Source organism: Hoylesella marshii DSM 16973 = JCM 13450 (genome assembly GCF_000146675.1).
GTDB lineage: Bacteria > Bacteroidota > Bacteroidia > Bacteroidales > Bacteroidaceae > Prevotella > Prevotella marshii.
This window is the reverse complement of sequence record NZ_GL397214.1, coordinates 1,962,994-1,988,186: the sequence shown is the minus strand read 5'-3', so window position 1 is coordinate 1,988,186 and position 25,193 is coordinate 1,962,994. Positions and strand designations below refer to the sequence as shown.

Below are 25,193 nucleotides of genomic sequence, written 5' to 3'. Positions count from 1 at the left end.
TGACAGCCTAAAAGGATAGCTTTCAGAGGCTCAAAGCTATGCTCTTTAGGGCATCGCTGTATGCTGTTGTATGACAGTGACTTACGCATCTTCTTTTCATCTATAAAGCAGGGCGCAGCAAAAGAGATGCGATGGTGTTGCAAGGACTTATCTCAATGCCATCGGTCATTCACCTGCTCAACGGCTCTTTTATAGGGATGACATGGTTTCCTGTCATCTGACATTTGAGCTGTGTCACTCATGAAGAAGAGAAAAGTCTTGCGGGGGCACATTCATTTACACGGATAAATAAAGAAAGGACGATGCTTTGTCGTGTGCGGAAAATACTTTATTTTTGCACATCGTATATGGTACTGAATTATATTTGGATAGCTTTCTTCGTTGTGGCCTTTGTTATCGCCCTTGCGAAGTTAGTATTTTGGGGCGACATCACAGTGTTTCCGGCCATGATGGATGCCACTTTTGCCTCGTCGAAGAATGCGTTTGAGATTTCTTTAGGCCTCACCGGCGTGCTTTCTCTCTGGCTGGGTATCATGAAGATTGGTGAGCGTGGCGGGGTGGTAAACGTGCTGGCGCGGTTGTTGAGTCCTGTTTTCAGCCGTCTTTTCCCCGACATTCCGAAGAACCACCCTGTGACAGGAAGTATCTTTATGAATATTGCGGCCAATATGTTGGGGCTCGATAATGCCGCTACTCCATTGGGATTGAAAGCCATGGAGCAGATGCAGGAATTGAACAAGCAGAAAGATACGGCCTCCAATCCTATGATTATGTTTCTTGTGCTCAACACTTCGGGACTCACGCTGATACCTGTGAGCATCATGGTTTACCGTGCCCAATTGGGTGCGGCGCAACCTACCGACGTGTTTATCCCCATCCTTTTAGCCACGTTTTTTGCTACTTTGGCCGGTATTATCGTGACGGCCATCTATCAGAAAATCAACCTCTTCAACCGCGTTATGCTGCTCACGTTGGGCGGGATGACCGCTGCTGTAGGTCTGATTATATGGGGTTTCGGGCAGATGGATAGAGACCAGATGAATGTAGTCAGTACTACAGTGGCCAACATTCTGCTCATGAGCATCATTATCGCTTTCATCGTGGCGGGCATACGGCATAAAATCAATGTCTACGATGCCTTTATAGAAGGAGCGAAAGACGGTTTTTCAACGGCTGTACGCATTATTCCTTATCTTGTGGCGATACTCGTGGGCATTGGCGTATTCCGTGCTTCGGGTGCCATGGATATGCTTGTGGAAGGCGTGAAGTGGGGAGTGGAGGCATGCGGAGGCAATACCGACTTTGTGGGTGCTTTGCCTACGGCACTGATGAAACCTCTTTCCGGCAGTGGTGCACGAGGTATGATGGTCGACGCGATGACCGTCTACGGTGCCGACTCTTTCGTAGGACGGTTGAGCAGCATCTTTCAGGGTTCCACGGATACCACGTTTTATATCTTGGCCGTTTATTTCGGGAGTGTGAATATCCGCTATACAAGGCATGCCGTAGCATGCGGTCTGCTGGCCGATGCGGCCGGAGTTGTTGCCGCTATAGCCATCGCCTATCTTTTCTTCGGTTGATTGTTTGCCGCATTAACTGAAAAAACGTATATTTGCAGTTGTTTTATCAAACTCCAGCAACATGGCCATTTTCCCCGATATTGCTTGATGTCGATACGAAGAACAGGTATTGATAGAGCGGGTCATCTCTGCTGCAATCGAAACCACTGATAGTATAGAAAACATTATGGCAAACCTGAAAAGTCTGGCAAAAGATACTGCCATCTACGGATTAAGCAGCATCGTTGGTCGATTCCTCAACTATCTGCTTGTTCCGCTCTATACGGCAAAGTTGTCGGCGGCAAGCGGTGGCTACGGTGTCATTACTAATCTGTATGCCTATACGGCACTGTTGTTAGTGATACTGACGTATGGCATGGAGACCACTTTTTTCCGTTTTGCCAATAAGACAGACGAAGACCCGCGCAAGGTCTATTCCACCATTCTTCTTTCGGTAGGCTTTACCTCATTGCTGTTTGTGGTATTGGTGTTCGCTTTCATAGACCCTCTGTCTGCCGGCATGGGCTATGGCGACCACCCCTCTTACGTATGGGTGATGGCGATAACGGTAGCGTTAGATGCATTTCAATGTATTCCGTTCGCCTACCTAAGATATCAAAAGCGTCCGATAAAGTTTGCTGCACTCAAACTGTTGTTCATCGTATTGAACATTGTGCTCAACCTCCTCTTCTTCCTTGTGCTTCCGGCAATCTATGCAGCGCACCCCGACTGTTGGGTGAGTAGCATCTATCGTCCGGAAGTAGGTGCAGGCTATGCTTTCTACATCAATCTGGCCTGTACAGGTTTCATCACGTTCTGCTTTTATCGCGAACTGTCGGGCTTTCGTTACACGTTCGACAAGGCATTGCTCCGCAGGATGCTCGGTTACAGCTGGCCTATTTTAGTGCTCGGAATAGCAGGCATCCTCAACCAAACGGCTGACAAGATACTGTTTCCTTATATATATAAAGGTGAGAATGCTCATGAGCAATTGGGCATTTACGGTGCGGCGAGCAAGATAGCCATGATTATGGCCATGATAACACAAGCGTTCCGATATGCTTATGAGCCGTTTGTGTTCGGTAAGGCAAAGGATAGCGACAACCGCGAAACTTATGCCCGCGCCATGAAATACTTTGTCATTTTCACGCTGCTGGCTTTCCTCTGTGTAGTCGCTTATATGGACGTGTTGCGCCATATCATTGGGCGTGACTATTGGGAGGGATTAGATGTGGTGCCCATCGTCATGGCTGCGGAAATCATGATGGGTGTTTATTTCAACCTCTCGTTTTGGTATAAGCTCATCGATAAAACAATCTGGGGTGCTTACTTCTCGGGCATCGGCTGTGTCGTACTCATTGCCGTCAATGTGATATTCGTGCCCCGATACGGCTATATGGCTTGTGCGTGGGCAGGTTTTGCAGGTTATGGCACAGCAATGCTGCTCTCTTACATCGTGGGGCAAAAGAAATATCCCATCAACTACCCTGTGGCCGACATACTAAAGTACGTAGGCCTTGCACTCGTGGCTTACTTGGCCATGGCAGAAGCCAATAAACGGTTGCTCACGGCCTATGCCCTTGGCATCAATACACTTGTTATCACGGCCTTTACAGCCTATATTCTCAAAGCCGATTTCCCGTTGAAAAGCCTGCCCGTCATTGGCCGGTATTTCAAAAGTCGACAACAGTAAAGACATTATCAACCATTATATATATGAAAAAATCTACACTCTTAGCTGCAGCCCTCATGGCCTGCACCGCGGCACATGCCGACGAAGGTATGTGGACACTCTACAACCTGCCCCAAGCCGTCTATGCACAGATGCAGACAGAGGGCTTTTCGCTGCCTTATAGCAGCTTGTACTCAGGTGAAAACGCCATTAAAAACACAGTCATCAACTTCAGCGGATTCTGTTCGGGTGTGGTCGTTTCGGCCGACGGATTGGTCTTTACGAACCATCATTGCGGCTTCAACGCTATTCGGAAGAACTCTTCCGTGGAGCACGACTACCTGAAAAACGGTTTCGTTTCCCATGCCTTTTCCGAAGAACTGCCGTGTGAAGACACGTTTGTATCGTTTATGAAAGACCAACATGACATCACTTCGCGCCTCGAATCGTTGGGACTCAATACCCTCAGCAGAGAGAAAAAAGAGCTCATGATAGACTCGTTGGAGAATGCCATGACTGACTCTGTGAAACAGATAGACAGCACACTGCACGTGCAAATTCACCCATTCTATCAGGGAAACAAGTATTATGCCACCACTTATCAAGATTTTACCGACGTGCGGCTGGTCTTCACCGTGCCGAAGTCTATCGGTAAATTCGGCGGAGACACAGATAACTGGATGTGGCCGAGGCAGACTTGCGACTTCAGCGTGTTCAGAATATACGCCGACCCCAAGACAAACAAACCTGCTAAGTACAGCCCCGAGAATGTGCCTTACCATCCCGCACATTGGGCAAAGGTGTCTATGGAAGGCTACAAGCCCGGCGACTTTGCCATGACCATGGGCTATCCGGGCAGTACGAACCGCTACCTCTCATCGTATGGCATACAGGAGATGCGCGATGCCATCAACACAACGCGCATTCAGGTGCGAGGTCTCAAGCAACAAATCATGCAACGCCACATGCGTGCCAGCGATGCCGTGCGCATCAAATACGATGCTATCTATGCGTCGAGCGCCAACTATTGGAAGAATGCCATGGGCATGAACAAGTGTATCGACTCTATCGGCATCATCCGAGAGAAGCAAGAATACGAGACACGTATCAAGGCATGGCAGAACAAGACAGGCTTCTTAAAGGGACAACTCGATTTTGACAAGTTGCACAACCTGTATGCCAAGCGGATGGAACGTGTGCGGGCATTCTATTATTGGATGGAAACCTTCCGTCGCACCAATGAATTTACCACCCGAGCGATGCGCCTCGGCAACGGTATGGAAGTGAAAGGCCCCAAAGAAAAACCGGCTAAGCAGTACGTGGAGTTTGAAGACAACAGCGACGCATGGGACGAAGCACTCGATAAAGAGGTGTTCGCCGCCCTACTGAAGAACTACGCAGAGCAGGTGGGCGCAGAGTATCTACCCGCTTTCTACACTACCATCAAGGAAAAGTTCGGCAACGACTACGCCAAATACGTAGACTTCCTGTACACCAAATCTCTGATAATGAAGAAAGGTGCCAAGCTCTATTTCAACACTAAGGCTTACAAAAAAGACCCGGGTGTGGAATATGGGCTTGCGATTATAGACTATTTGGCCGAGCAGAAAGAACGCCTCGCCCCCATTACCGACAGCATTGATACGCAGGAAAAGTATCTCTGTGCTGCGAAAATACGCATGGAGGAAGACCTGCCCCACTACAGCGATGCCAACTTTACCATGCGTCTGAGCTACGGACAAGTGGGCGGTTACACCCTCAACGGGCAACCATCGGGCTATTACACCACGGCAGAAAGTTTGGTAGAGAAGTTCGACAAAGGCGACCGCATCTACGATTACAAGGCAGAACCCGTGATGAAAGAGATTCTCTCCGCACCTGATTTCACCCCCTATCAAGACAAACAGACGGGCAAGATGCAGCTCTGTTTCCTCACCAACAACGACATTACGGGTGGAAACAGCGGCTCGCCCATCTTCAGCGGTAAAGGCGAACTTCTCGGTTTGGCCTTCGATGGCAACTGGGACAGCCTTTCGAGCGACATCTTCTTCGACAAGAAGCTGGCGCGGTGCATCGGTGTAGACGTGCGCTTCATGCTCCTGATGATGGACAAATGGGGCAAAGCCGACCGCCTTATCAAAGAGTTGGGCGTAAGGTAACCCGCCTCTTTCACTACACTAACGGGGACATCTGGCAACGGTTTGTCCCCGTTTTCTTTTCCCCCGCTCGTAGGGAACCATCGTGCAGGTTACGTCCTTTTTTAAGAAAACATTTGGGCGTTTGACAAACTTTGCTTACCTTTGCCGCCATGAAGCAAATAAGTAACCATCATACGACGATGAATGCGGTGCAGAAGAAAGTGTATTTTTCTGCATCTTTTAACGCTTTATATTTGCATACACCAGAAAAAAGTGTAACACACACCCTTCGAGAGTTTGTTATCCACGTTTGGATAAGTCGTTATCCACGTTTGGATAAATACCAACCGATACGCTCATGACCGGTTGGGGATAAATAGGGGAGGCTTGCATACCTCTTTCCGATGATATGCCTGCCACTCATATAAAAGGGATTTATCGGATTATCTTTCGCACGCTGCCATCGGCATTGCGTACAAGGTTCAGCCCGCGTTCGGGTTGCGCCAAACGCACACCTTCTATATTATAATAGGTGGGTTGGGCAGATGTAGCTGTGTTGACGGCAATACCGGTGGTAACATCTTCCCATTCGAGGTCGTACTCGTTGGGTTGTGGGTCGCCATCAAGCAATTGACTGATGTGCGTTACCAATCCCTCGGCGTTTCGGGTGAAAGTAAAGGCGGTGTTTTTCACCTCTTTCACAGGGTCGGGGCCTCCGTAAACCTTTTCGTAAGCAGCAGTGTAAAGATGCTTACAAAGGGTGCCGTAGGCTCCTTCGCGTATTTGCCCGATGGGCGGAAGGCCTTCATAACTGAGGATGCCGGTGAGCGACGAGAGATAAGCACGAATTTCTTTGTTGTCGTTGGCCATGTCGTATTCATAGCGGTCTTCGCTCATCAGATTGCCGTTGTAGAAGGTTTTAACAGTTGCGATGTCTCCGTTATTCCACGTTATGTCTACGGTCGTTACGTCGGTATTATGGTCGTTGGTGTGCTTGATGTGAACCAACTGCTGCTGGGCGTCATAGTCGTATTCGAAAATATCATTGTCCGGATTGCCGTTGATGTTGACTACATCTTTCACAACAAGCCCATTCTTCAGGGTAGATGTCCAAGTGTCGGTCGTCGAGGGGTTGTTGTCTGTCACACTTTTCATCACGATTTGATGGGTATTATAGGTGAAAGTGAAAACGTAGATTTCTTGTTCGCCGGTGTCAGACGACCAGTCGGTTTGAGTGAAAGTAAGCAGTTTTCCGTCGGCGCGATACTTCATTTCAGCCCAGTCGGCGCCATCTTTCATTTTCACCAAACGTTTCTCTGTCTGTGCCATTGCCATGCTTGCGAAAAGGCAGAACACGATACTTAATGCGTAAATTCTCTTCATATCAATTTGTTTTAGGGTTTAACTAATTGTCTCATCTTGTCTCCATCGCGAGGCTCAAGTGCTTTGTTTTCGTCCGTCGAAGCACCCGACGATACGTTTGCACGGCCTATCACGTCGTTATATATATCATTTAAATCACGTGCAAAGGTAGCGTTTTTTTATAAAGCAAGAAAGAGATGCTTTATCATTCGTCGCCCCTATCCTTCATCCTTCATCACTTATTCGGTTTCCACGTAGTTCCCATCTTTGGTATCTACTCCTACTTCAGATGCCATCTACTCCTACTTCAGATGCCATCTACTCCTACTTCAGATAAGATGTAGTCCTACTTCAGACAAGGTGGTGTTTGTATGTGGCACAGATGGCTACAACAAGACCAATGCTTTCACACGCTGATAGAACGACAAACAATCTGACCGTTCATCAGACAAAATCCGTACAGGATCTTATGGCCGATTTGGGATGAAAAGGAGGGTACCGATGACGGCACCCTCGCAGACCTTTTTCGCAAGTAAGTATTAGCGGACGATAACTTTCTCTACCGTTCCGTCTTCATATTTGAGGATGTTGATGCCTCGTTGTTGTTCTTTCAGTTTCTTGCCGTCGATGGAGTAGATGGCTACCACTTTCTTGGTTGTGCGAGCGTTTTCTATGCCGGTGGTTGCTGCCTTCACTTTTACATCGAAGGTGGCGGTATTGAACTGTCCGTTGGAGCAATACCTGACGGCAATCATACCCTGCCCCTTTGCGTTGGGTGTGAAGTGAAGCGTGTCGTTAGAAACGTATGCACCTTTCACGTTGTCGGTGGTTTTGTAGACCCACTTTATCATGAGACACTCCATGTTGTCTGCATCTGATGCCATGTCTTTGAGCGAGAGCTTCACCTCTTTGCCTACTTCGGCCTCGATGGCATTGGACTTGTAACCGGCATTTCTCAGGAATGAATGGTTGTACTTGGGCAGTGCGTTGTCGGGGAACATGGGAATGGAGGGGAACCAGTACTGCTTCTTGAGCGGCACGCACTTGATGCTGTCGCCGTTTGTATCGGACTCTACAATCTGGTAAGTGGGGTTGCCGAAATCGATGTACTGCGACATGATAGACTTATCGGTGACGGGATGTATGCGGAACGAGCAACCGTACATCTTCCATTTGGTGGCTTCGATGTCGATGAACTTGGTGATTTCGTTTTTATCGATGTCGAACTTGAATATCATCTTGTTGGAGAACCATGAATTGCGTCCGCCGTTCCAATAGAGTACGTTGTTTTGGGTGGAAGCACAGAAGCCGTCGGGTGTCCATGCGTACCACGAGTTGCCCGGGCCGAAGAATTTGTCGTCAATGGGCATCACGGTGTGCTGCTTGGTCTTCGGGTCATAGCATTCTAAGAACTTGTAGGCTTGTCCCGAGCCGGAGGGGTCGCAGACAGATAGCCAGAGGCGGCCGTCTTTAGAGGCAACGACCGAGCCGAAGCCCAAATCTACCGGCTTTCCTTTCTTGTTCTTAACGACAGTCAACGGTGTGATGACAGAGACCAATGTGTCTGCATCGGCATCAACGACGAGGAGACCTTTCGATTGGTGCACGGCATAGACGTAGTCATACATTCTGACCATGGAACCAATCTGCCCGTGATAGAGGTCGTTGGGTTTTGTTGCTCCGGTCTTTTCTATGGCTTTGGTGAATTGCTGTTTGCCAATATCATATACGAGAATGCCGGACGATGTGCCCACATAGACTTTAGAGGGCGACACACCAACGCATCCGCGGCCGTCGGCCTTGTTGGGAAACTCCTTGAATTGCACTTCAATCTTCATCGTCTTCTTGTCGAGCACGGTGAAGCGGGCACCCACGACGTCCTTTTCGCCCGGGTCTTGGTTTTGCTTGGAAACGCAGAACACTTTGTTTCCCCAAATCATAGCATATTGGTTGGTGCAACCGAGAGACTTCCCCGGATTGTTGCTTTTCACCGTTTCGTACTCTATGTTCCAATCGTCGTCGAAATGGTTGATGGTAGAATTGCGGTGCCCGTACCAGTCTTCATTTACGAGGAAGAAACCTTTGGAATAGTCGTGGGGCGTAAATCCCGCTCCGGCACGCGTGGATGCAACAGGCGTGATGGGTACGTTCTTCAGCTTGGCAAGCCTTATGGAGTCTTCTTTACTCAAAATGTGAAGACGTTGCGACTGAAAGGTCGGCACGGATTGTGCATAACTCTGCATGGAGAAGAGTGCTCCGATGCTTAGCAGTATTAATTTTCTCATAGTTGTGAAGTTTGATTAGTTATAAATTGAAAAAGGTCTTTCTCTCGTTAGTGTCTCTGCCGCTTGTGGCAGAGGAATCAGACATTAGGTTTTCCTAAGTTCAGATCGATGAAATAGGAGAACTCGGTAGACGTTTCGCCTAACCATCCGCAATACTGATTCTGGCCTGTCTGCACCTTTACGAAGTCGATACAAGGCAGATGCACGGGCAAACCGTTCTTGTCTACGGCATTGGATATGTCAAACGAGTTCTTGTCTATCTGGGCATTGGGATGATTGTCTACGTATCCCCAGTCGAAACACCACTGTACCCAATAGGTGCCGGAGCCGGATTTGTCTTCTGCGTTGGAAGGCAACTTAGAGCAATGAAACACCAAATCTTCTTTAATCCATTCGGGATAGTAAGATTGGTCGTGGAACTGATTCTTGTAAACATGTCCTTCGTGCCCCCTGTTATCTTTCCATGGACAATAAAGGGTATCGGTCATCATTCCGTCGGGAACGGGTTCGTGCTCCGTCGGGTAAGAGTAGGTGATTTCATAGGTTCTGTCGGTCTGGGCAAAGGCCGAACCCTTCAACTCGTACCATTCGTCGTCGGGCAAGCCGTTCTTGTTTCTATCCATAGATACGTAGACGATGCCCGACTCGGAAGAGCCACCCTTTGGGTCATCAGGGTCTAACATGTCGGAATAGAAAGAGTTGCCTTTGATATAGAAGTCTGCGCCCTCCTTATTATATATGGAATGGTCGAATCCCATCACCACATAACCGCCGAAAGCTCCAAGAGAAATGAGAATGTCTCTTCTCAGACAATTGAGTACCTTGGTGTTCATATCCCGTTGCGTGTCTCCCTTAACGTATTTAGGCATGGTATTAACAAATTGCCCGGGTGCCGGCCGATAATCGAAGACCTGTGTCACGCGCGACTGATACAAGGGCGATTCCTTATGCACATTGATAGTAAACTTGTGACTCAGCTTCTCTATCCCGTCGTCGAGCCTGTATTCAAGATTGTAAGTGCTCTCTTGGTCTTTGATAAAGAAAAATTCCTTGGAGGTGGAAAGGAGGGAATCGCCATGGTCGGTATGGAGAATCCACTGATGAGAACCCTCATAAGGCGACTTCAACTCCAATTTCTTAAAGCGCGGGAGGTTGTAATAATCTCTTAACCCCAATGAGAGATTCTCGTAGTCATCACGGTTACAGGCTGTAACGAGCAACGACAGGAACAAAAAATAATATATCCTTTTCATACTCTTTTTACTTAAAGAAACACATATGCCCGGGAATATCACCGGTTCTTACTTCCCATTTCAGCTTCCCCTCTTTAGAATAACACCTCAGCGTACCGGAGGAAACATAGTTCTTTGCATCGGTTACATAGATGTCTTTCGTGACGGGATGCACCTTGATACCATACGGAATTGTAATCGTAGACTGTGTGCCATCTGTGATAAAGTTGTCCGTGACTTTCTTCTTCGTCTTGATATTGATGATTCCGTAGGAAATGGTATTCTCCTGCGTGTAATTAGACCACGCAACGGAATAATAGTAGAGAGAGTCTCCCACAATATCGAAGTTGGTAACAGGGATATTCAATGGCTTGATTTGGTCATAGTCAAAACTCCCATTTGCCTTGGTTATACAGAATATGTTGGAAGGAGTGTCCTCATAATCTCCACGCGAGGTGAGCCACATCTGGCCGTATTTATCGAATTTAAGATGATGGAGGTTGATAGCCACATGCACTTGGTCTTCATGTGTCATGTGGGTATTGTCTTGCAAAGAAATAACGGAGAACGTGTCATCATAGTTTGGTGCCATGTAGCCACCGGAGTTAGCAACGTAAAGTATGTCACCATACACCGCCATTTCTTCGGGCTGATAGCCCACTTCACATCGTTCCGTAATCTTATAATCGAGTGTGTCTATTCTGTAAACGGCACCCTTTTCGGCATTGGGATTATTCAATGATACGGGTGCAACGTATGCAGAGACATAGATGCTTCCTTTGTGGGCAACCAAGTACCGGCAGTTGGGAATGTCCACTTTTCCAAGCGAAACACCCGATTTCGCATCGAGAATCTCCAATTTGTTAGAACAGTTGATGACAAGATAGAGCTTGCTTCCATAAATAAGGCAATCGTTGCCCACGTCTCCTAACTCCTTTATCTGATGCGGATTTCTCTCCGAATAAAGATTCCGGACATAGTATCCGCGTTCAAAGTCCAAGTAATCGAGCGATGCCTTGTTAGAACCCATGTTGCCCTCATTTAAGAGATAGAGCCCTCGATAGGTCTTGTCTTGAAGGTCTTTTACTATCTCATACTGAGAGGGAACCACCAATTCATCTTCACGACAAGCATACAGCAGAAGAGCAACTGCAAATAAAAGCCATACCTTTTTCATAAAGTTACATTGAGTGTTATACGATAGTTTCTCTTAGGCATCGGATAATTTAAGATGACATCATAATCTTGCGCAAACAGGTTGAGAACTTCCAACTGTACCCGATACCCCACATCTTTGATTTTAAACTCTTTCATGAGAGACATATCCGATGTGTACCACGGCTGGGTATAGTTGTAGATAATGTTTTCCTGCTGGTTGTAGCGTTCTCCGGTATAAATGAATGAATAGTTCAAATTCCATCCCTTATACGACGACTGAATGATGGCAGAACCGGAATGATGAGGAATATAGGGTATCTGATCTTTGTAATAGGTGTCTGTAGGATTGGTCACGTCGATAGCTTGCTGGTAGGTATACTGAAACTTAGACGTAATTGTCCAATCTTTTAGCGGTGATACGGTTACCGACATCAATGCATCGATGCCCTTAATCTGCACCTCGCCAAGGTTCAACATCGTCCAGCGGAACTGTTGCCCCTTAGGATAAGCAATAATCTTATCTTTCACCTTATTATAATAAGCATCTGTTCTGAGTGAAAAGTTCTTGACAAATCCTTTGAAATTCTTATTCAGGAAAAGCCCTAAATCATATTGTGTTGTATATTCCGGATTCAGTTTCGAGTTGCCAATCTCCGCATAATAGAGGTCATTAAAGGTCGGCATTCTGAATGATTTCTTGTAAAATCCATTGACGGAAAGCCATGGCAGGAACTGCCAAGAGGCAATGAATGCCGGCGCATAACTCGTTTTATCCTTCGGGTCTTGAATCAGCTTAATCTTGTCTTTCACAAAATTGGCCACCAAAGAGGCCTGCAGATGCAAGTTTCCCAAACTGAGCGAGGAAGCAACAGATGCAAAATGCGACATTCTCCTTGGATAAGGGAACTTCAGCATCTCTGCGTCCATCTTATTCCAGAGAAAATCGTAAGAAGCGGAAATCGACCAGTTATCAAAAGGTTGATAGAGGTAAGCCGTCGAGAGGTAAAACTCTTTCTGCTTATAGAGGTTGTCAATCATCACGACAGTCGTATCTTTGTTCACATATTTGGTAAGATAGTATGCATACTTGGATTGCAGTTTAAACGAATGTTTGTCAAGACTCTTCGTAAATCTAAACTGCGCAAAAGAGTTATTATCCCACTGTCGCTCCCCGCGTCGCCATACATTGTTTACGATAGCTCCCGGGATTCCGCGTTCGGAAGTATAGTTATAGAGCTTTATGAAATATTCTCCGGTGAAAAGGCTGCCAAACAACGATGCTTCCGTATGCAATGCTCTGATGTCGCCATTGTGGCGTACAGCCGTTGTGTCATAAACGATTTCGCCCGTCCTCGGTGCTTTCCTTCGATACCGGAACTTGTATTCACCACTCGAAGAAACCCACTCTGTGGAAAGCGACATCGATGTTAAAGGCGATAGTTTTAAATCTATACCCACGAAAGGGTTGATAAGGTTAAACGAGCCTCTTCTCAACGATACATTCAAGTGGTAGCTTTTATTGCCGAAAGTCGGTCGTCGCGTAACGAGATAGATAGATCCGGAAGAAGAAAAGTCTCTCGCAGCTTGGAATATCTGCGACTTCTGTCCGTTGTAAAGGGAGATGGATTCAAGGTTAGCCAATGAAAACTGTCCTAAATCCACTTGCCCGTTCTGCACGTTTGCCAACTGAACGCCATCGAGAAAGACACCGACATGATTCGTACCCATCGACCGGATGTTCACCGTCTTTATACCTCCGATACCCCCATAGTCTTTTATTTGTACGCCGGCAAAATAGCGCAATGCGTCAGAAACATTAAGAGAGTTCAGATTTTTCAGTTCCTTGCTCGTCAGCGTTTGTGGTTTAATGACCTCTGTGTTCACCTTTTTCCCCAATACGAGTACTTCTTGCAGGTTGTTCACAGAGTCTACCTGTGCCATTGCCCACAAAGGTAACAACACGAATGACAATAGAATCGCTTTCTTCATTGTGAATGCTTCATTTGCGTATCTCTCCCCGCTGGAGAGATACTGTTCTTATGTTAGTTGTTGAATATGACTGTTGTCTTTTTGCCTCCTGTCCATATCTGTTTCCACTTATCTTGATAAATGTCCCACAAATAGGCTTTTGTCTTTTTGTCTTTAGCAAATATCGCAACGGCCTGCGGTATTCCGTCGTGGAAAGCAACGTTGGTCAGTTCGCCGTCGTCGGGCAGTTTGACCTCTTTGGTTGCTTTCACATAGTCCTTTGTGAAAGCAAGTTTGCTGCCATCGAACCAAACGGTTTCCTCTTTGCCCGGATACTGTTTGTGAGCGAAAAGCATGTTTTCAAACGAGCGCTGCAACTTGCCGTCTTTCACGGAATAGATTTCATCGCCCTCTTTACTGTTTACGAGAAACGCATCTTCACTTCCTTCATTCCACCTTTGCACGCTCTCAATCCGGTGTACCCTGTATTCCTTTGACGTTTTCTCTCGGAAGCTATAAACATACAGGCCGATAGAGGTGTTGTTCCAGCCCACCACATAGTCAGGATATACGATATAATTTCCCGAATAAGAAAGGTTAATTCCCTCAAGGCTGTTGATGATTCTCTGGCTGGGTTCCAATCCTTCCGACATGTCTATTTCTCGGATATTATTGAAGAAACTGAACATAACTCTGCCGTCATACGTTACAAAGGCACCGATAATCTGCGAATAAGACGGTACATTCGGGCTATGATGGTAGTCAAAGGTCACTTCTTTCAAGAGTTTCAAATCTTTTCTGGAATAGAGTTTAACCCTTGTGTAGGCATCTTGGTCTGCAAAGTTGTCTCGTTCATACCAGATAAGCAGGTAGTCTCCCGTAATGGCATAGCCGGTCTCCACTCCAATGTTGTCGAACGCATGGGTTTCCACTTCCTCACCTTTCCAGTTAAACACTTTCAAGGAAGCCATATAGCATTCGGCTTCAACAAGCTTCATGTCACGTATTTCTACATGACCGGGATTAAAGAGGAAGTAAGTCCCTTTGAAGCCCTCGAATACCGTTCCCAACGGGATACCGTTTACTGCATAGAATCCATACTGTTGCAACGGCTTAAACGCAGCTGGTTCTTTCGTCGATTGAATATTCTTTTCAGGGGTTCCGGCGAAAGCGTTTGTACCCACCTGCGGCACGGTATTCAATTCAAAAGATGCCAGCCGCCCGTCGCCTTCAAACGCTTTCTCACCGATAACGGCAAGTTTGGGTGCTTTCACCTCTTTGAGGTTTTCGCACTGTTTGAAACAACCCGCACCCACCTTGGTCAGATTCAACCCAACAATGGCTCTTATCTGTGGGTACCCTTTGAAAAGAGAATCGGCCACTTCGGTGATGCTTTCATCAAGAACGAGTACCGAATCTTTAATCATCGACTCATCCACAGCCACCAGAACGCCGTTTTCAACTACTTTTTTCGATGGTTTTTCACTCTCTGAACATGCGGCAAGCAATGCGATGCAGGCCACAAAAAAAATTTTGACTCTCATAGTATTTATTAATGAATGAATGTTTATGCTTATTAGGTCTTTTAATTCCTCTCAAATTTATTTTATTGTTGCAAAGGTAGAAACTTTTATGAAAACAGAGAAAAATTTTAGGACAAAAAAACACAAAAACTTTTCTTTACAAAAGAATGGGCTTTCATGGAAGCCGTAAAATGACCGATTGGGGGTGAATGAACATTTGTGATTGAAGGCTTTTGCAAGTTGTATAGACAATTTTATTTGTCATATAACTTTCATCAGAGGCAAAAAAGATAATAGGAAACTGAAGGGGAATTATGGATTTATTTCCGTAACTTTGCACACATAACACTGACACCTATTTAATATATACGATATGATTCTTTTCTTTCACACCCACTCGAGAAGCGTAATTGCCACAGAAGTCGACCACATGCCGGATGCGGATGAAACGGGTAGGCTTTGCTGGTTGTTCGGCGATGCCCGACCGATGGGCAGTAACAGGCAGACCGGTTGGTTTGTCGGACCGCGCAGAGAAATGATTACCCCATGGAGTACAAGTGCCGTAGAGATGACCCAAAACATGAATCTCCACGGCATTTCGCGTATAGAGGAATACGTGCCCGTAGCGGGAAAAGAGGCGGAACACGACCCTATGTTGCAGCGACTGTACGACGGTTTAGACCAAAACATCTTTACCACAAACCATCTTCCCGAGCCTATCAAACAGGTGGAAGACCTCGAAAGCTACAATGAGCAGGAAGGATTGGCACTCTCCCGCGAGGAGATAGCTTACCTCCACGATGTAGCCCGACAGCTCGGACGCCCGCTGACCGATTCCGAAGTCTTTGGATTTGCACAGATTAACTCCGAACATTGTCGGCATAAAATCTTTGGAGGCTTGTTTATCATCGATGGAAAAGAAAAAGAATCATCCTTGTTTGCTTTGATTAAGCGAACCACCCGCGAACATCCCAACAGTATACTCAGTGCCTATAAAGACAACGTAGCTTTCGCCCAAGGCCCCGTGGTAGAGCTTTTTGCCCCCGAGTGCTTCACAACAAGCGATTATTTCCACATCAGAGACATCGAGAGCGTTATCTCTCTGAAAGCCGAAACGCATAATTTCCCCACTACCGTGGAACCTTTCAACGGAGCAGCTACAGGCACAGGAGGCGAGATAAGAGACCGTATGGGCGGAGGAACAGGCTCTTGGCCTATCGCCGGAACAGCCGTTTACATGACGGCCTATCCGCGTTTGGGCGGTGAAAAGGAGTGGGAACACAGCCTGCCCGCTCGGCCGTGGCTCTACCAAACACCCGAACAAATACTCATCAAGGCCTCGAATGGCGCCAGCGACTTTGGCAATAAGTTCGGACAACCGTTGATTGCCGGCTCCGTATTGACGTTTGAACACGGCGAAAATGCTGAGAAATACGCCTATGATAAGGTGATTATGCTGGCCGGAGGCGTAGGCTATGGCACGCGGAGAGACTGCCTGAAAGGCACACCGAGGAAAGGTAATAAGGTGGTTGTTGTGGGTGGCGACAACTATAGAATTGGTCTCGGCGGCGGCAGTGTCTCCTCCGTAGACACCGGTCGCTATTCCAACGGCATAGAACTGAATGCCATTCAGCGTGCCAATCCGGAGATGCAAAAGCGTGCCTACAATCTTATCAGGGCATTGACCGAAGCTGCCGAGAACCCCGTGGTATCTATCCACGACCATGGTTCTGCCGGACATTTGAACTGTCTCTCGGAGTTGGTGGAAGAATGTGGCGGCAGGATAGAGATGGACAAGCTGCCTATCGGCGATAAAACCTTATCGGCCAAGGAAATCATAGCCAACGAAAGTCAGGAACGAATGGGGCTTCTTATCGACGAAAAGCATATCGACGAGGTACGCAAGATTGCCGAACGCGAGCGTGCCCCTCTGTATGTGGCGGGAGAAACCACAGGCGATGCCCACTTCTCGTTTGTTCAGGCCGACGGCAAAAAGCCTTTCGACATGGACGTAGCCCAGATGTTCGGCCATTCGCCCCAAACGGTGATGGTAGACAAGACCGTGGAACGCCGATACGCCGCTGTGGAATATGCCCCTATCGACTGTCATACAGAGACTGCCGCAGCCGATGCCCAACGTCTCGATGCTTACCTGCAACGCGTGCTCAGCTTAGAAGCTGTGGCCTGCAAAGATTGGCTCACCAACAAGGCAGACCGTTCCGTAACGGGCAAGGTGGCACGTCAGCAATGCCAAGGACAGCTCCAATTGCCCCTCTCCGATTGCGGAACAGTGGCTTTGGACTATCGTGGAAAGAGCGGCATTGCCACAGCTTTGGGGCATGCCCCTCAGGCCGGTCTTATCTCCCCCGAAGCCGGCGCGGTGTTATCGGTGGCTGAATCACTCACCAACCTTGTATGGGCACCTCTTAAAAAAGGGTTGGAAAGCGTGTCGTTGTCGGCCAATTGGATGTGGCCTTGTCGTTCGCAAGAGGGTGAAGATGCACGTCTCTATGCTGCCGTAGAGGCTTTGAGCGACTTCTGTTGCGAGTTGCAAATCAACGTCCCCACAGGAAAAGACTCCCTGTCGCTCACCCAGCAATATCCCAATGGCGAGAAAATCATCTCTCCGGGCACAGTGATTGTGACAAGCGGTGGCGAGGTCAGCGACGTAAAAAAAGTGGTATCGCCCGTATTGGTCAATGACAAGAACACCTCGCTCTATTATATCGACTTCTCTTTCGATGAGCAACGATTGGGCGGAAGCGCCTTTGCACAGTCGCTCGGTTTCGTCGGCGACGATGTGCCCACAGTGCGGAATGCCTCTTATTTTGCAGATTGTTTCAACACATTGCAGAGCCTTATTGAGAAAGGATGGGTGCTTTCCGGTCACGACATTAGTGCCGGCGGCCTTGTGGTCACGCTGCTTGAGATGTGTTTTGCCAACGTTGATGGCGGCCTTCATATCCATTTGCACGATATTCAGGGAGCGGACATCGTAAAGATGCTCTTTGCCGAAAATCCGGGGGTTGTCATTCAGGTGAGCGATACTCATCAAACAGCCTTGCGCGAACTGTTCGACGAGGCCGGCATCGGTTACGCCAAAATAGGCTATCCCACACCCCACGAACGCGCGCTGACCATTAAGAAAGAGGCTTTTACCCACACATTCGACATCGATGCCTTGCGCGATGTATGGTACAAACCCTCTTATCTGCTCGACGAAAAGCAGAGTTTCAACGGCTGTGCCAAGCAACGGTACGACCACTACAAAGCCCAGCCCCTCTCGGTACACTTCAACCGCAACTTCACAGGCAGGCTTTCACAGTATCATCTCTCGCCCGACAGACGTAATAACACAGGCATCAAGGCGGCTGTCATACGCGAAAAAGGCACCAATGGCGACCGCGAAATGGCTTACGCCTTATATCTTGCCGGCTTCGATGTGAAAGATGTCATGATGACCGACCTCATAACGGGGCGTGAAACGCTGGAAGACATCCGGCTGATTGTATTCTGCGGCGGGTTTTCCAACTCCGATGTATTGGGTAGTGCCAAAGGTTGGGCAGGCGCATTCCTTTACAATCCCAAGGCCAAAGAAGCCCTCGAGAGGTTTTATGCCCGTACCGATACCCTCTCGTTGGGTGTTTGCAATGGATGTCAATTAATGGTAGAACTCAACCTCATCAACCCTTCGCACAAGAAGAAGACCCGCTTGCTGCACAACCGCTCTCAGAAGTTTGAGAGTCAATTCCTTGGAATAGACATACCGAAGAACAGCAGCGTAATGTTTGGTTCTTTGAGCGGAAGTCGTCTTGGCTTATGGGTAGCCCATGGCGAAGGCCGCTTCGAGTTGCCCGAAGCAGAAGAGAAATACTGCATTGTGGCAAAATATGCTTATTCGGAATACCCGGGCAATCCCAACGGCTCTGACTACGGGGCGGCTGCCATCTGCTCTCCCGACGGACGGCATTTAGCCATCATGCCCCATCCCGAGCGCGCCATATTCCCTTGGCAGAATGCTTTCTATCCGCGCGAACGGAGCAACGACGAAATAACGCCTTGGATGGAAGCCTTTGTCAATGCACGTATTTGGATAGAACAACATGCCCGATAGAAAACAGCCTGCAAGCAACTGCATATCAATACGTTAGCAAGACGATGGGAGAAGCTGTGCTTTTACACGCTTAAAGCTATCCTTTTAGGCTGTCAGAGCTATGCTTTTACACGCTAAAAGCTTAGCAATGACAAAAACGGAATACAACCCGCCTTTCGTCATCCCCGAGGAACCACGCTTTCAAAACATGAACCGGAAACAATGAACAATATCTATTGGCAGAGTTTTAAAACCTTTTTCAAGATTGGCGCATTCACCCTTGGCGGCGGATATGCTATGATACCTATTATTGAAAGCGAAGTGGTAGACCGCCACAAGTGGCTCAACAAAGAGGAGTTTATCGACCTTATCGCCGTTGCGCAGAGCTGTCCGGGGGTCTTCGCTATCAATATCAGCATCTTCATAGGCTACAAACTGCGGAAACTCAAAGGAGCTGTCTGCACGAGTTTCGGTACCGCGTTGCCCTCTTTTCTCATCATTTTGTTCATCGCGATGTTCTTTCATAGATTCCAAGACAATGCTGTGGTAGAGTCGATATTCCGCGGCATACGTCCCGCCGTGGTAGCCCTCATCGCCGTGCCCACATTCAATCTGGCCAAAAGTGCAAAGATTTCGCTCATGAATTGCTGGATTCCCATCCTCTGTGCGCTACTCATCTGGCTCATGGGTGTGAACCCTATTTATATGATTCTGGCAGCTGCCGCAGGTGGATACCTGTATGGAAAGTTCGTAAAACCCACGGAATCCTGACGCGTTATGATATATTTGAAACTCTTTATCACATTCTTTCAAATCGGCCTCTTCGGCTTCGGAGGTGGCTATGGCATGCTTTCGCTCATACAAACGGAAGTGGTGCTACATCACAAATGGATGACATCGGCCGAATTTACCAATATTGTGGCCATCAGCCAGATGACCCCAGGCCCCATCGGCATCAACTCCGCTACCTATTGCGGCTATACGACCGTGTACAACGAAAGTGCCAATACGCTTGCCGCTGTTATGGGAAGCGCGATAGCCACCTTTGCTCTGGTGCTGCCATCGCTTATCTTGATGATTCTTATCAGCAAGATGTTTATGAAATATATGAACACGCCTGTAGTGCAATCGGTGTTCAACGGGCTGCGCCCTACTGTGGTGGGACTGCTTGCCGCAGCAACGTTGCTGCTCATGAATGCCGAGAATTTCGGCTCGCCGGTGGACAATCCGTGGCAGTTTTGGATAAGTATCGCCCTGTTTGCTGCAACCTTTTTCGGTACGAAAGTGGTGAAAGTAAACCCGATTCGCATGATTGTCTATGCCGCCTTTGCCGGCCTGCTGCTTCTGTACTGATAGCTATAACCCTTTGATACCCGGGTCATGAAACGAATCTCCGCTGTCTTTCTTTGCTTCAGCATCGCGCTTGCCGCAACAGGTAAAGACCTTATGCCGGCCAACAAAAACAAGAATGAAGACCCGCGCGCTTTGCGTTTGGAATATCCGAAACTGAAGAGCGGCAGGAAAAATCTGCTCATTGTACATACAACGGCTGACTATGGCATCAATTTCAGCTTAGAGTGGAACTGCCGGAAGAAAGCCAACCGATGGACATGTTACGAGATGTACGACGGCAATACCTGCACAAGCGGCCGTCGCACAAACACTTTCCGAGAGGATAAAGCTATTCCGAAAGAATACAGAACAACCCTTTCACAGTATGCCGGCTCAGGTTTCTCGCGCGGACATCTGTGCCCCTCGGCCGACAGGCTTTGCTCTCGTGAGCAAAACGACCAGACCTTTCTGCTCAGTAACATGCAACCGCAATATCAGAAGCATAACGGCGGACTGTGGAGTAAGCTCGAAGCACAGGTAAGAAAGTGGAATAACGCGGCCTTCAGAGACACCCTCTATGTCGTAAAAGCTGCTACCATAGACCATAAAAGCCAGACTTACGGATACACAAAGAAAGGTCTGCTCATACCAAAGTTCTTCTATATGGCTGTGCTTTGCAAGAAAGGAAACACTTACAAGGCGATAGGCATATGGACGGAACACAAGAACGAGCGGGCGAACGGCAAACAGTTGGCACAATATGCCATCAGTATCGATGAATTGGAACAGCGCACCGGCATCGATTTCTTTTGCAATCTGCCTGATGAAATAGAAGACCGCGTGGAACGGGAACTCATCCCGGAGGCGTGGGGATTGAAGTAAACGGATGTTGAGAACTTACCCGATGGACAACAAAAGAATAAAAGGCTATACCAACGCTATCGTCTCTGCGGCATCATTTGGGCTTATTCCGCTCTTTTCCGTGCCTGTTCTAAAGGAGGGAATGCACTCCTCCACAGTGCTCATCTATCGGTTTTCGTTCGGTTGCTTCATCATGCTTGTCATGCTGATGCTGAACCATACGCGTCTGAAAATTCATTTCGGCGACTTTCTTCGCATACTGTTCCTGTCGTCGTTGTATGCTGTTTCGTCCATCAGTCTTATCGAAGGATATAAGTATCTGCCAAGTGGCATCGCCACCACGCTGCTCTTCTCTTACCCCGTATGGACGTCTCTTATCTCTGTTATCTTTCTTCGCAAATCCTTGTCGCTGAGCATGGTGCTCGCCATAGGGCTTGCGGTGGGCGGCGTAGCTATGCTGTCGGGGGTAGGAAGCCAAGGAGGCGTACGCTCATGGACGGGCTTGGTACTCGAACTTCTTTCGGGTTTTAGCTATGCTGTCTATATGGTGGCCTTTCCGATGTTAAGGATTCGACGCATGGGAGCCTTGAAACTCAACTTCTTTATCTTCTTTTTCGCCATGCTCATCATCGCCCTTTACACATGGTTTACTGAAGGGCGAATAGCCTCGGTGGGCTCTTATTCCGCGTTATGGCATCTCTTTTTGCTCGGATTGCTTCCCACAGTAGTGAGCAATGTTACACTGATTAAATCGTTGAAGCAGATAGACAGCACCAGCGTAGCTGTGTTGGGTGCCTTTGAACCCATGACCGCCATGTGTGTGGGCATCATCGTTTTCGGCGAGCCACTCACCTTTTCTGTCGTTGCAGGCTTTGCTCTCATCCTCGTCTCCATGTTGATGCTTATCTTGAAAAAGGGATGATTTCACTACAACACCCATCTTTTCGATAATCCAGATACAATAAACATACAGGTGAAAAATGAAAGATTTCGCAGCAATAGACTTTGAAACAGCCAACAATGAACGCAGTAGTGTGTGCTCGGTAGGCCTTGTTATCGTGCGAAACGGTGCCGTTGCAGACACGTTTTATTCGCTGATACAACCCGAACCCAACTATTACAGCTACTGGTGTGTGAGAGTTCACGGGCTTACACATGCCGATACGGATGCCGCACCCGTATTTAGCGAGGTGTGGAAGCAGATAGAACCACTCATCGAAGGTCTGCCACTTGTAGCACATAACAGTCGTTTTGACGAGAGCTGTCTACGTGCCGTGTTCCGTGTTTATCAAATGGATTACCCTGATTACTCCTTTTTCGACACCCTAACAGCAGCCCGTCGCACTTTCCCTCATTTGTCTAATCATCAACTTCATACAGTGGCTACCGAGTGTGGCTATGATTTGAAGAATCATCATCACGCTTTGGCTGATGCAGAAGCATGCGCGTGGATTGCAAGAAAGATATTGTAGTAAGATTCATCGTCGGTCTTTATGTCGTAGTTTTTTATCTTTCCTTTTGTTTTATACAAAACTTTTTTCTTATCTTTGCCAACTAAGAATCTGCAAAAAGTGTAGAACAACGGGAAAGAAAAGCATAAAAGTTAGCAAAAAACACTATTTAATCATACTCTTTTAAACATTCAATGCTTATGAAAAAAGGACTATTACCTTTATTTGCCGGTTGCCTTTTGGCAATGACGATGTCTGCAACGCCGGTGTTACAGGCCGCAACAGATGGCACCGTCACTGTGAGACGTGCAGGCGGTGGCTCATTAACCATCGAACACGAGAAGTTCAAACGGGCTGAAGGAAAGCTCGGTGAGACGACAATCGTTGGTAAAATTCATGTAAAAGCAGAACAGATTACGACACCGGTGCTTTTCGATTTACGTGGAAAACATGCGTCGCAATTCGCTGTTTCGCCTGCGAAAATCGAACCCGGAACAAGCGAAACCGACGTCACCGTTACCTATGTACCTACAACAGTCAATGTGCACAAGGCAACATTAGCAATCGATTGTACCTCAATACCTGAGCAATCGCAGTTAATACACCTTGAGGGCGTTGCTTATGACCCTGCTAATCCGCCGTCGGTAACGACAACTTCCAACACGCTCTCACTCTTTACATGTGAAGAAAAGAAAACCACCGAGCAGACCATAAAGGTCACTTCCACCCACATGGCTGACAATGTGTATATCACAATGGCACAAAAGAAGGCTTTCCGCGTGAGCACTTCGTCGATTTATAAGAACATTTCTTCTAATCTTAGGGTAACATTCGCCCCATTGAAGACAGGAGAATACAAAGATACCATCATCGTTTCTTCCTATGGATTGGTAACGCAGCGCATTCCGGTGGTAGGGAACGCCACTGCCGCTACCGGCATAGAACAGAAAGAAGGCGTAGAGTTGAAACTGACCGATGCTAACCCGCTGACATTGCTCAACGAGCATTTCGATGGTGTAACGAAGAATAAACCACTGCAAATAACGGGCTGGACGAACTCCGCCGTTGTGGGTAAACGAGCTTGGTGGGGCTTTGTCTCCCCATCTTACGACCCGCTTCCCAATGAAAGTATGGCCAAAGTAACACCTTTCGACTCAAAGGTGGAACAGGGAGAAGAGACACCCTGCGAGATGATGCTTGTCACTCCGCCGCTCGATTTCGTAAATGCCAAGTCAAAAATGCTCACCCTTCGTGTGCGAGGAGACTACCTGCAAGACAACCAAACCGATGAGTTCAAGATATACTATATGGATATCAAAGACGGCGACATATATAAAAACGAAATCACCGGCTTCAATCTACCCGATACGAAAGATGAGTCGGGCGAATGGAACGAATACCATCTCAATCTCGAAGGACAGCCCATCCACGATGTTTTCTTCATTGGCTTCGGCTTTAAGAGCAAGCGTGGTGTTACCAACTCTGCCACCTATTACATTGACGACGTATCTTTCGGACGTACCGACCTGCCCGTCATCACACCCTCTGCTACCGAATTGGCGATGAATGCCATAGCGGGAAAAGACAATGTGAGCGAGGCCATCACCGTTACTACTAAGAACCTGACCCAACCGGTTACGCTAACTGTCGGAGGCCCCAATGCCAGCAAGTTCAAGGTAGACCCCAAACAAATCTCCAAAGACGGGGGTTCATTCAAGATACTGTTCCGCTCCGACAAGATTGGCGTTCATCAGGCATTCATCAAACTCAAGTCACGCGGTGCCGCCGACCAATACATTGTGCTCTCGGTGAATAACCAAACAGCCACCGGCATCCATTCTTTGTCGGCAGACGAGCTACCTGCCGTTGTCTACGACCTTGCCGGAAATGAGATAATGCGCTCAGAGACTGCCCGTTTAGATGTACTGAAAGCCAAGTTGCAACGTGGTGTCTATGTGGTACGCACCCAGCAAGGCACGCAGAAAATCACCGTCGAATAAGGCAATGATACACGCTGAATAAGCGCAAAGAAAAGACCGGAAGAGGCATACAAAGCACGCTACAAAACGCATGGAAGACAGGCCAAAGCAAGCCTTTTCCCTGCTGTGCCGATTCAAGTGCTTAGCCCTCATTTTGTGAAAGCATAGCTTTTACGTTGTCATAGCATAGCTTCAACACCCTCGAAGCATAGCTTTTACACGCTAAAAGCTATGCTTTTTCATTTTCATTTATATGCGGTTGTATATCAATAGATTACGACAATCCCTCTCCTCTGCATCCTTCTCTCTTATCCGCTCTTCTTTTCGACACATCATTCATGGACATATATCCTGCCCGTTGCAGAGTGGCAGACAGTTGTGTCTTGCTTTCTCTCCGTCCTCTTCCTCCCTGAAACAAAGCTTTATCCTCATAAATAGGTATGTAAAAGGTTGTTATCGGAAGGAAAGAACGCCGTCCACCAGCGATTCACACACCTGTATCCGGCGCACACAGGGCAAGTGGCGAACCATGCGCAGCAGCATTTCTATACCACTCTTGCACAAGTGTTTCGGGAACAAG

General features: G+C 47.7%; 16 protein-coding genes. 10 read left to right on the top strand and 6 right to left on the bottom strand.

Annotated elements, in window-relative coordinates:
- Nucleotides 1–347 precede the first annotated feature (347 nt).
- From HMPREF0658_RS08195 to HMPREF0658_RS08185, 3 genes are all read left to right on the top strand, one after another.
- Entirely contained in the window at nt 348–1,580 is a 1,233-nt protein-coding gene (locus HMPREF0658_RS08195) for a nucleoside recognition domain-containing protein (RefSeq protein ID WP_024990865.1), read from the top strand.
- Between the two features lie 166 nt (nt 1,581–1,746).
- A complete protein-coding gene (locus tag HMPREF0658_RS08190; protein WP_040557729.1) occupies nt 1,747–3,252 on the top strand; it encodes an oligosaccharide flippase family protein in 1,506 nt (501 codons plus the stop codon).
- Nucleotides 3,253–3,275: 23 nt separating this feature from the next.
- Entirely contained in the window at nt 3,276–5,390 is a 2,115-nt protein-coding gene (locus HMPREF0658_RS08185; RefSeq protein WP_006950093.1) for a S46 family peptidase, read from the top strand.
- Nucleotides 5,391–5,804: 414 nt separating this feature from the next.
- Here the strand turns inward: HMPREF0658_RS08185 and HMPREF0658_RS08180 are convergent, their stop codons facing one another.
- The 6 genes from HMPREF0658_RS08180 to HMPREF0658_RS08155 form a co-directional block, all read right to left on the bottom strand.
- The gene (locus HMPREF0658_RS08180; protein WP_006950091.1) at nt 5,805–6,752 is read right to left on the bottom strand and encodes a DUF4595 domain-containing protein; all 948 of its coding nucleotides are present in this window, start codon (nt 6,750–6,752) and stop codon (nt 5,805–5,807) included.
- Nucleotides 6,753–7,270: 518 nt separating this feature from the next.
- Nucleotides 7,271–9,016 carry a DUF5074 domain-containing protein gene (locus tag HMPREF0658_RS10700; RefSeq protein ID WP_006950087.1) on the bottom strand — a complete coding sequence of 582 codons (1,746 nt, stop codon included), beginning with the start codon at nt 9,014–9,016 and terminating at the stop codon, nt 7,271–7,273.
- A 77-nt stretch (nt 9,017–9,093) separates the two neighbouring features.
- The gene (locus HMPREF0658_RS08170; protein ID WP_006950084.1) at nt 9,094–10,269 is read right to left on the bottom strand and encodes a hypothetical protein; all 1,176 of its coding nucleotides are present in this window, start codon (nt 10,267–10,269) and stop codon (nt 9,094–9,096) included.
- A gap of 7 nt (nt 10,270–10,276) precedes the next feature.
- On the bottom strand, nt 10,277–11,425 hold the full coding sequence (locus tag HMPREF0658_RS08165; protein WP_006950083.1) for a YncE family protein: 1,149 nt from the start codon (nt 11,423–11,425) through the stop codon (nt 10,277–10,279).
- On the bottom strand, nt 11,422–13,395 hold the full coding sequence (locus tag HMPREF0658_RS08160; RefSeq protein ID WP_006950081.1) for a TonB-dependent receptor: 1,974 nt from the start codon (nt 13,393–13,395) through the stop codon (nt 11,422–11,424). The genes HMPREF0658_RS08165 and HMPREF0658_RS08160 overlap by 4 nt, the downstream gene beginning before the upstream one ends.
- A 53-nt stretch (nt 13,396–13,448) precedes the next feature.
- A complete protein-coding gene (locus HMPREF0658_RS08155; protein WP_006950078.1) occupies nt 13,449–14,918 on the bottom strand; it encodes a leucine-rich repeat protein in 1,470 nt (489 codons plus the stop codon).
- A 352-nt stretch (nt 14,919–15,270) separates the two neighbouring features.
- Between HMPREF0658_RS08155 and purL the strand changes: the two genes are divergently transcribed.
- From purL to HMPREF0658_RS08120, 7 genes are all read left to right on the top strand, one after another.
- Nucleotides 15,271–19,011, top strand: a complete 3,741-nt coding sequence (gene purL / locus HMPREF0658_RS08150) for a phosphoribosylformylglycinamidine synthase (RefSeq protein WP_006950077.1) — start codon at nt 15,271–15,273, stop codon at nt 19,009–19,011.
- 201 nt (nt 19,012–19,212) lie between these two features.
- Entirely contained in the window at nt 19,213–19,761 is a 549-nt protein-coding gene (locus HMPREF0658_RS08145; RefSeq protein WP_006950076.1) for a chromate transporter, read from the top strand.
- A 6-nt stretch (nt 19,762–19,767) separates the two neighbouring features.
- Nucleotides 19,768–20,343 carry a chromate transporter gene (locus tag HMPREF0658_RS08140; RefSeq protein WP_006950074.1) on the top strand — a complete coding sequence of 192 codons (576 nt, stop codon included), beginning with the start codon at nt 19,768–19,770 and terminating at the stop codon, nt 20,341–20,343.
- Nucleotides 20,344–20,370: 27 nt separating this feature from the next.
- Nucleotides 20,371–21,204 (top strand): DNA/RNA non-specific endonuclease, encoded by an 834-nt coding sequence (locus tag HMPREF0658_RS08135; RefSeq protein ID WP_006950072.1) that lies wholly within the window; start codon nt 20,371–20,373, stop codon nt 21,202–21,204.
- A gap of 22 nt (nt 21,205–21,226) precedes the next feature.
- Complete coding sequence (locus HMPREF0658_RS08130; protein ID WP_006950070.1) at nt 21,227–22,105, top strand: DMT family transporter; 879 nt, start codon at nt 21,227–21,229, stop codon at nt 22,103–22,105.
- A 58-nt stretch (nt 22,106–22,163) separates the two neighbouring features.
- A complete protein-coding gene (locus tag HMPREF0658_RS08125; protein WP_006950068.1) occupies nt 22,164–22,655 on the top strand; it encodes a 3'-5' exonuclease in 492 nt (163 codons plus the stop codon).
- 179 nt (nt 22,656–22,834) lie between these two features.
- Nucleotides 22,835–24,634 carry a hypothetical protein gene (locus HMPREF0658_RS08120; RefSeq protein WP_024990858.1) on the top strand — a complete coding sequence of 600 codons (1,800 nt, stop codon included), beginning with the start codon at nt 22,835–22,837 and terminating at the stop codon, nt 24,632–24,634.
- The last annotated feature ends 559 nt before the right edge of the window (nt 24,635–25,193 follow it).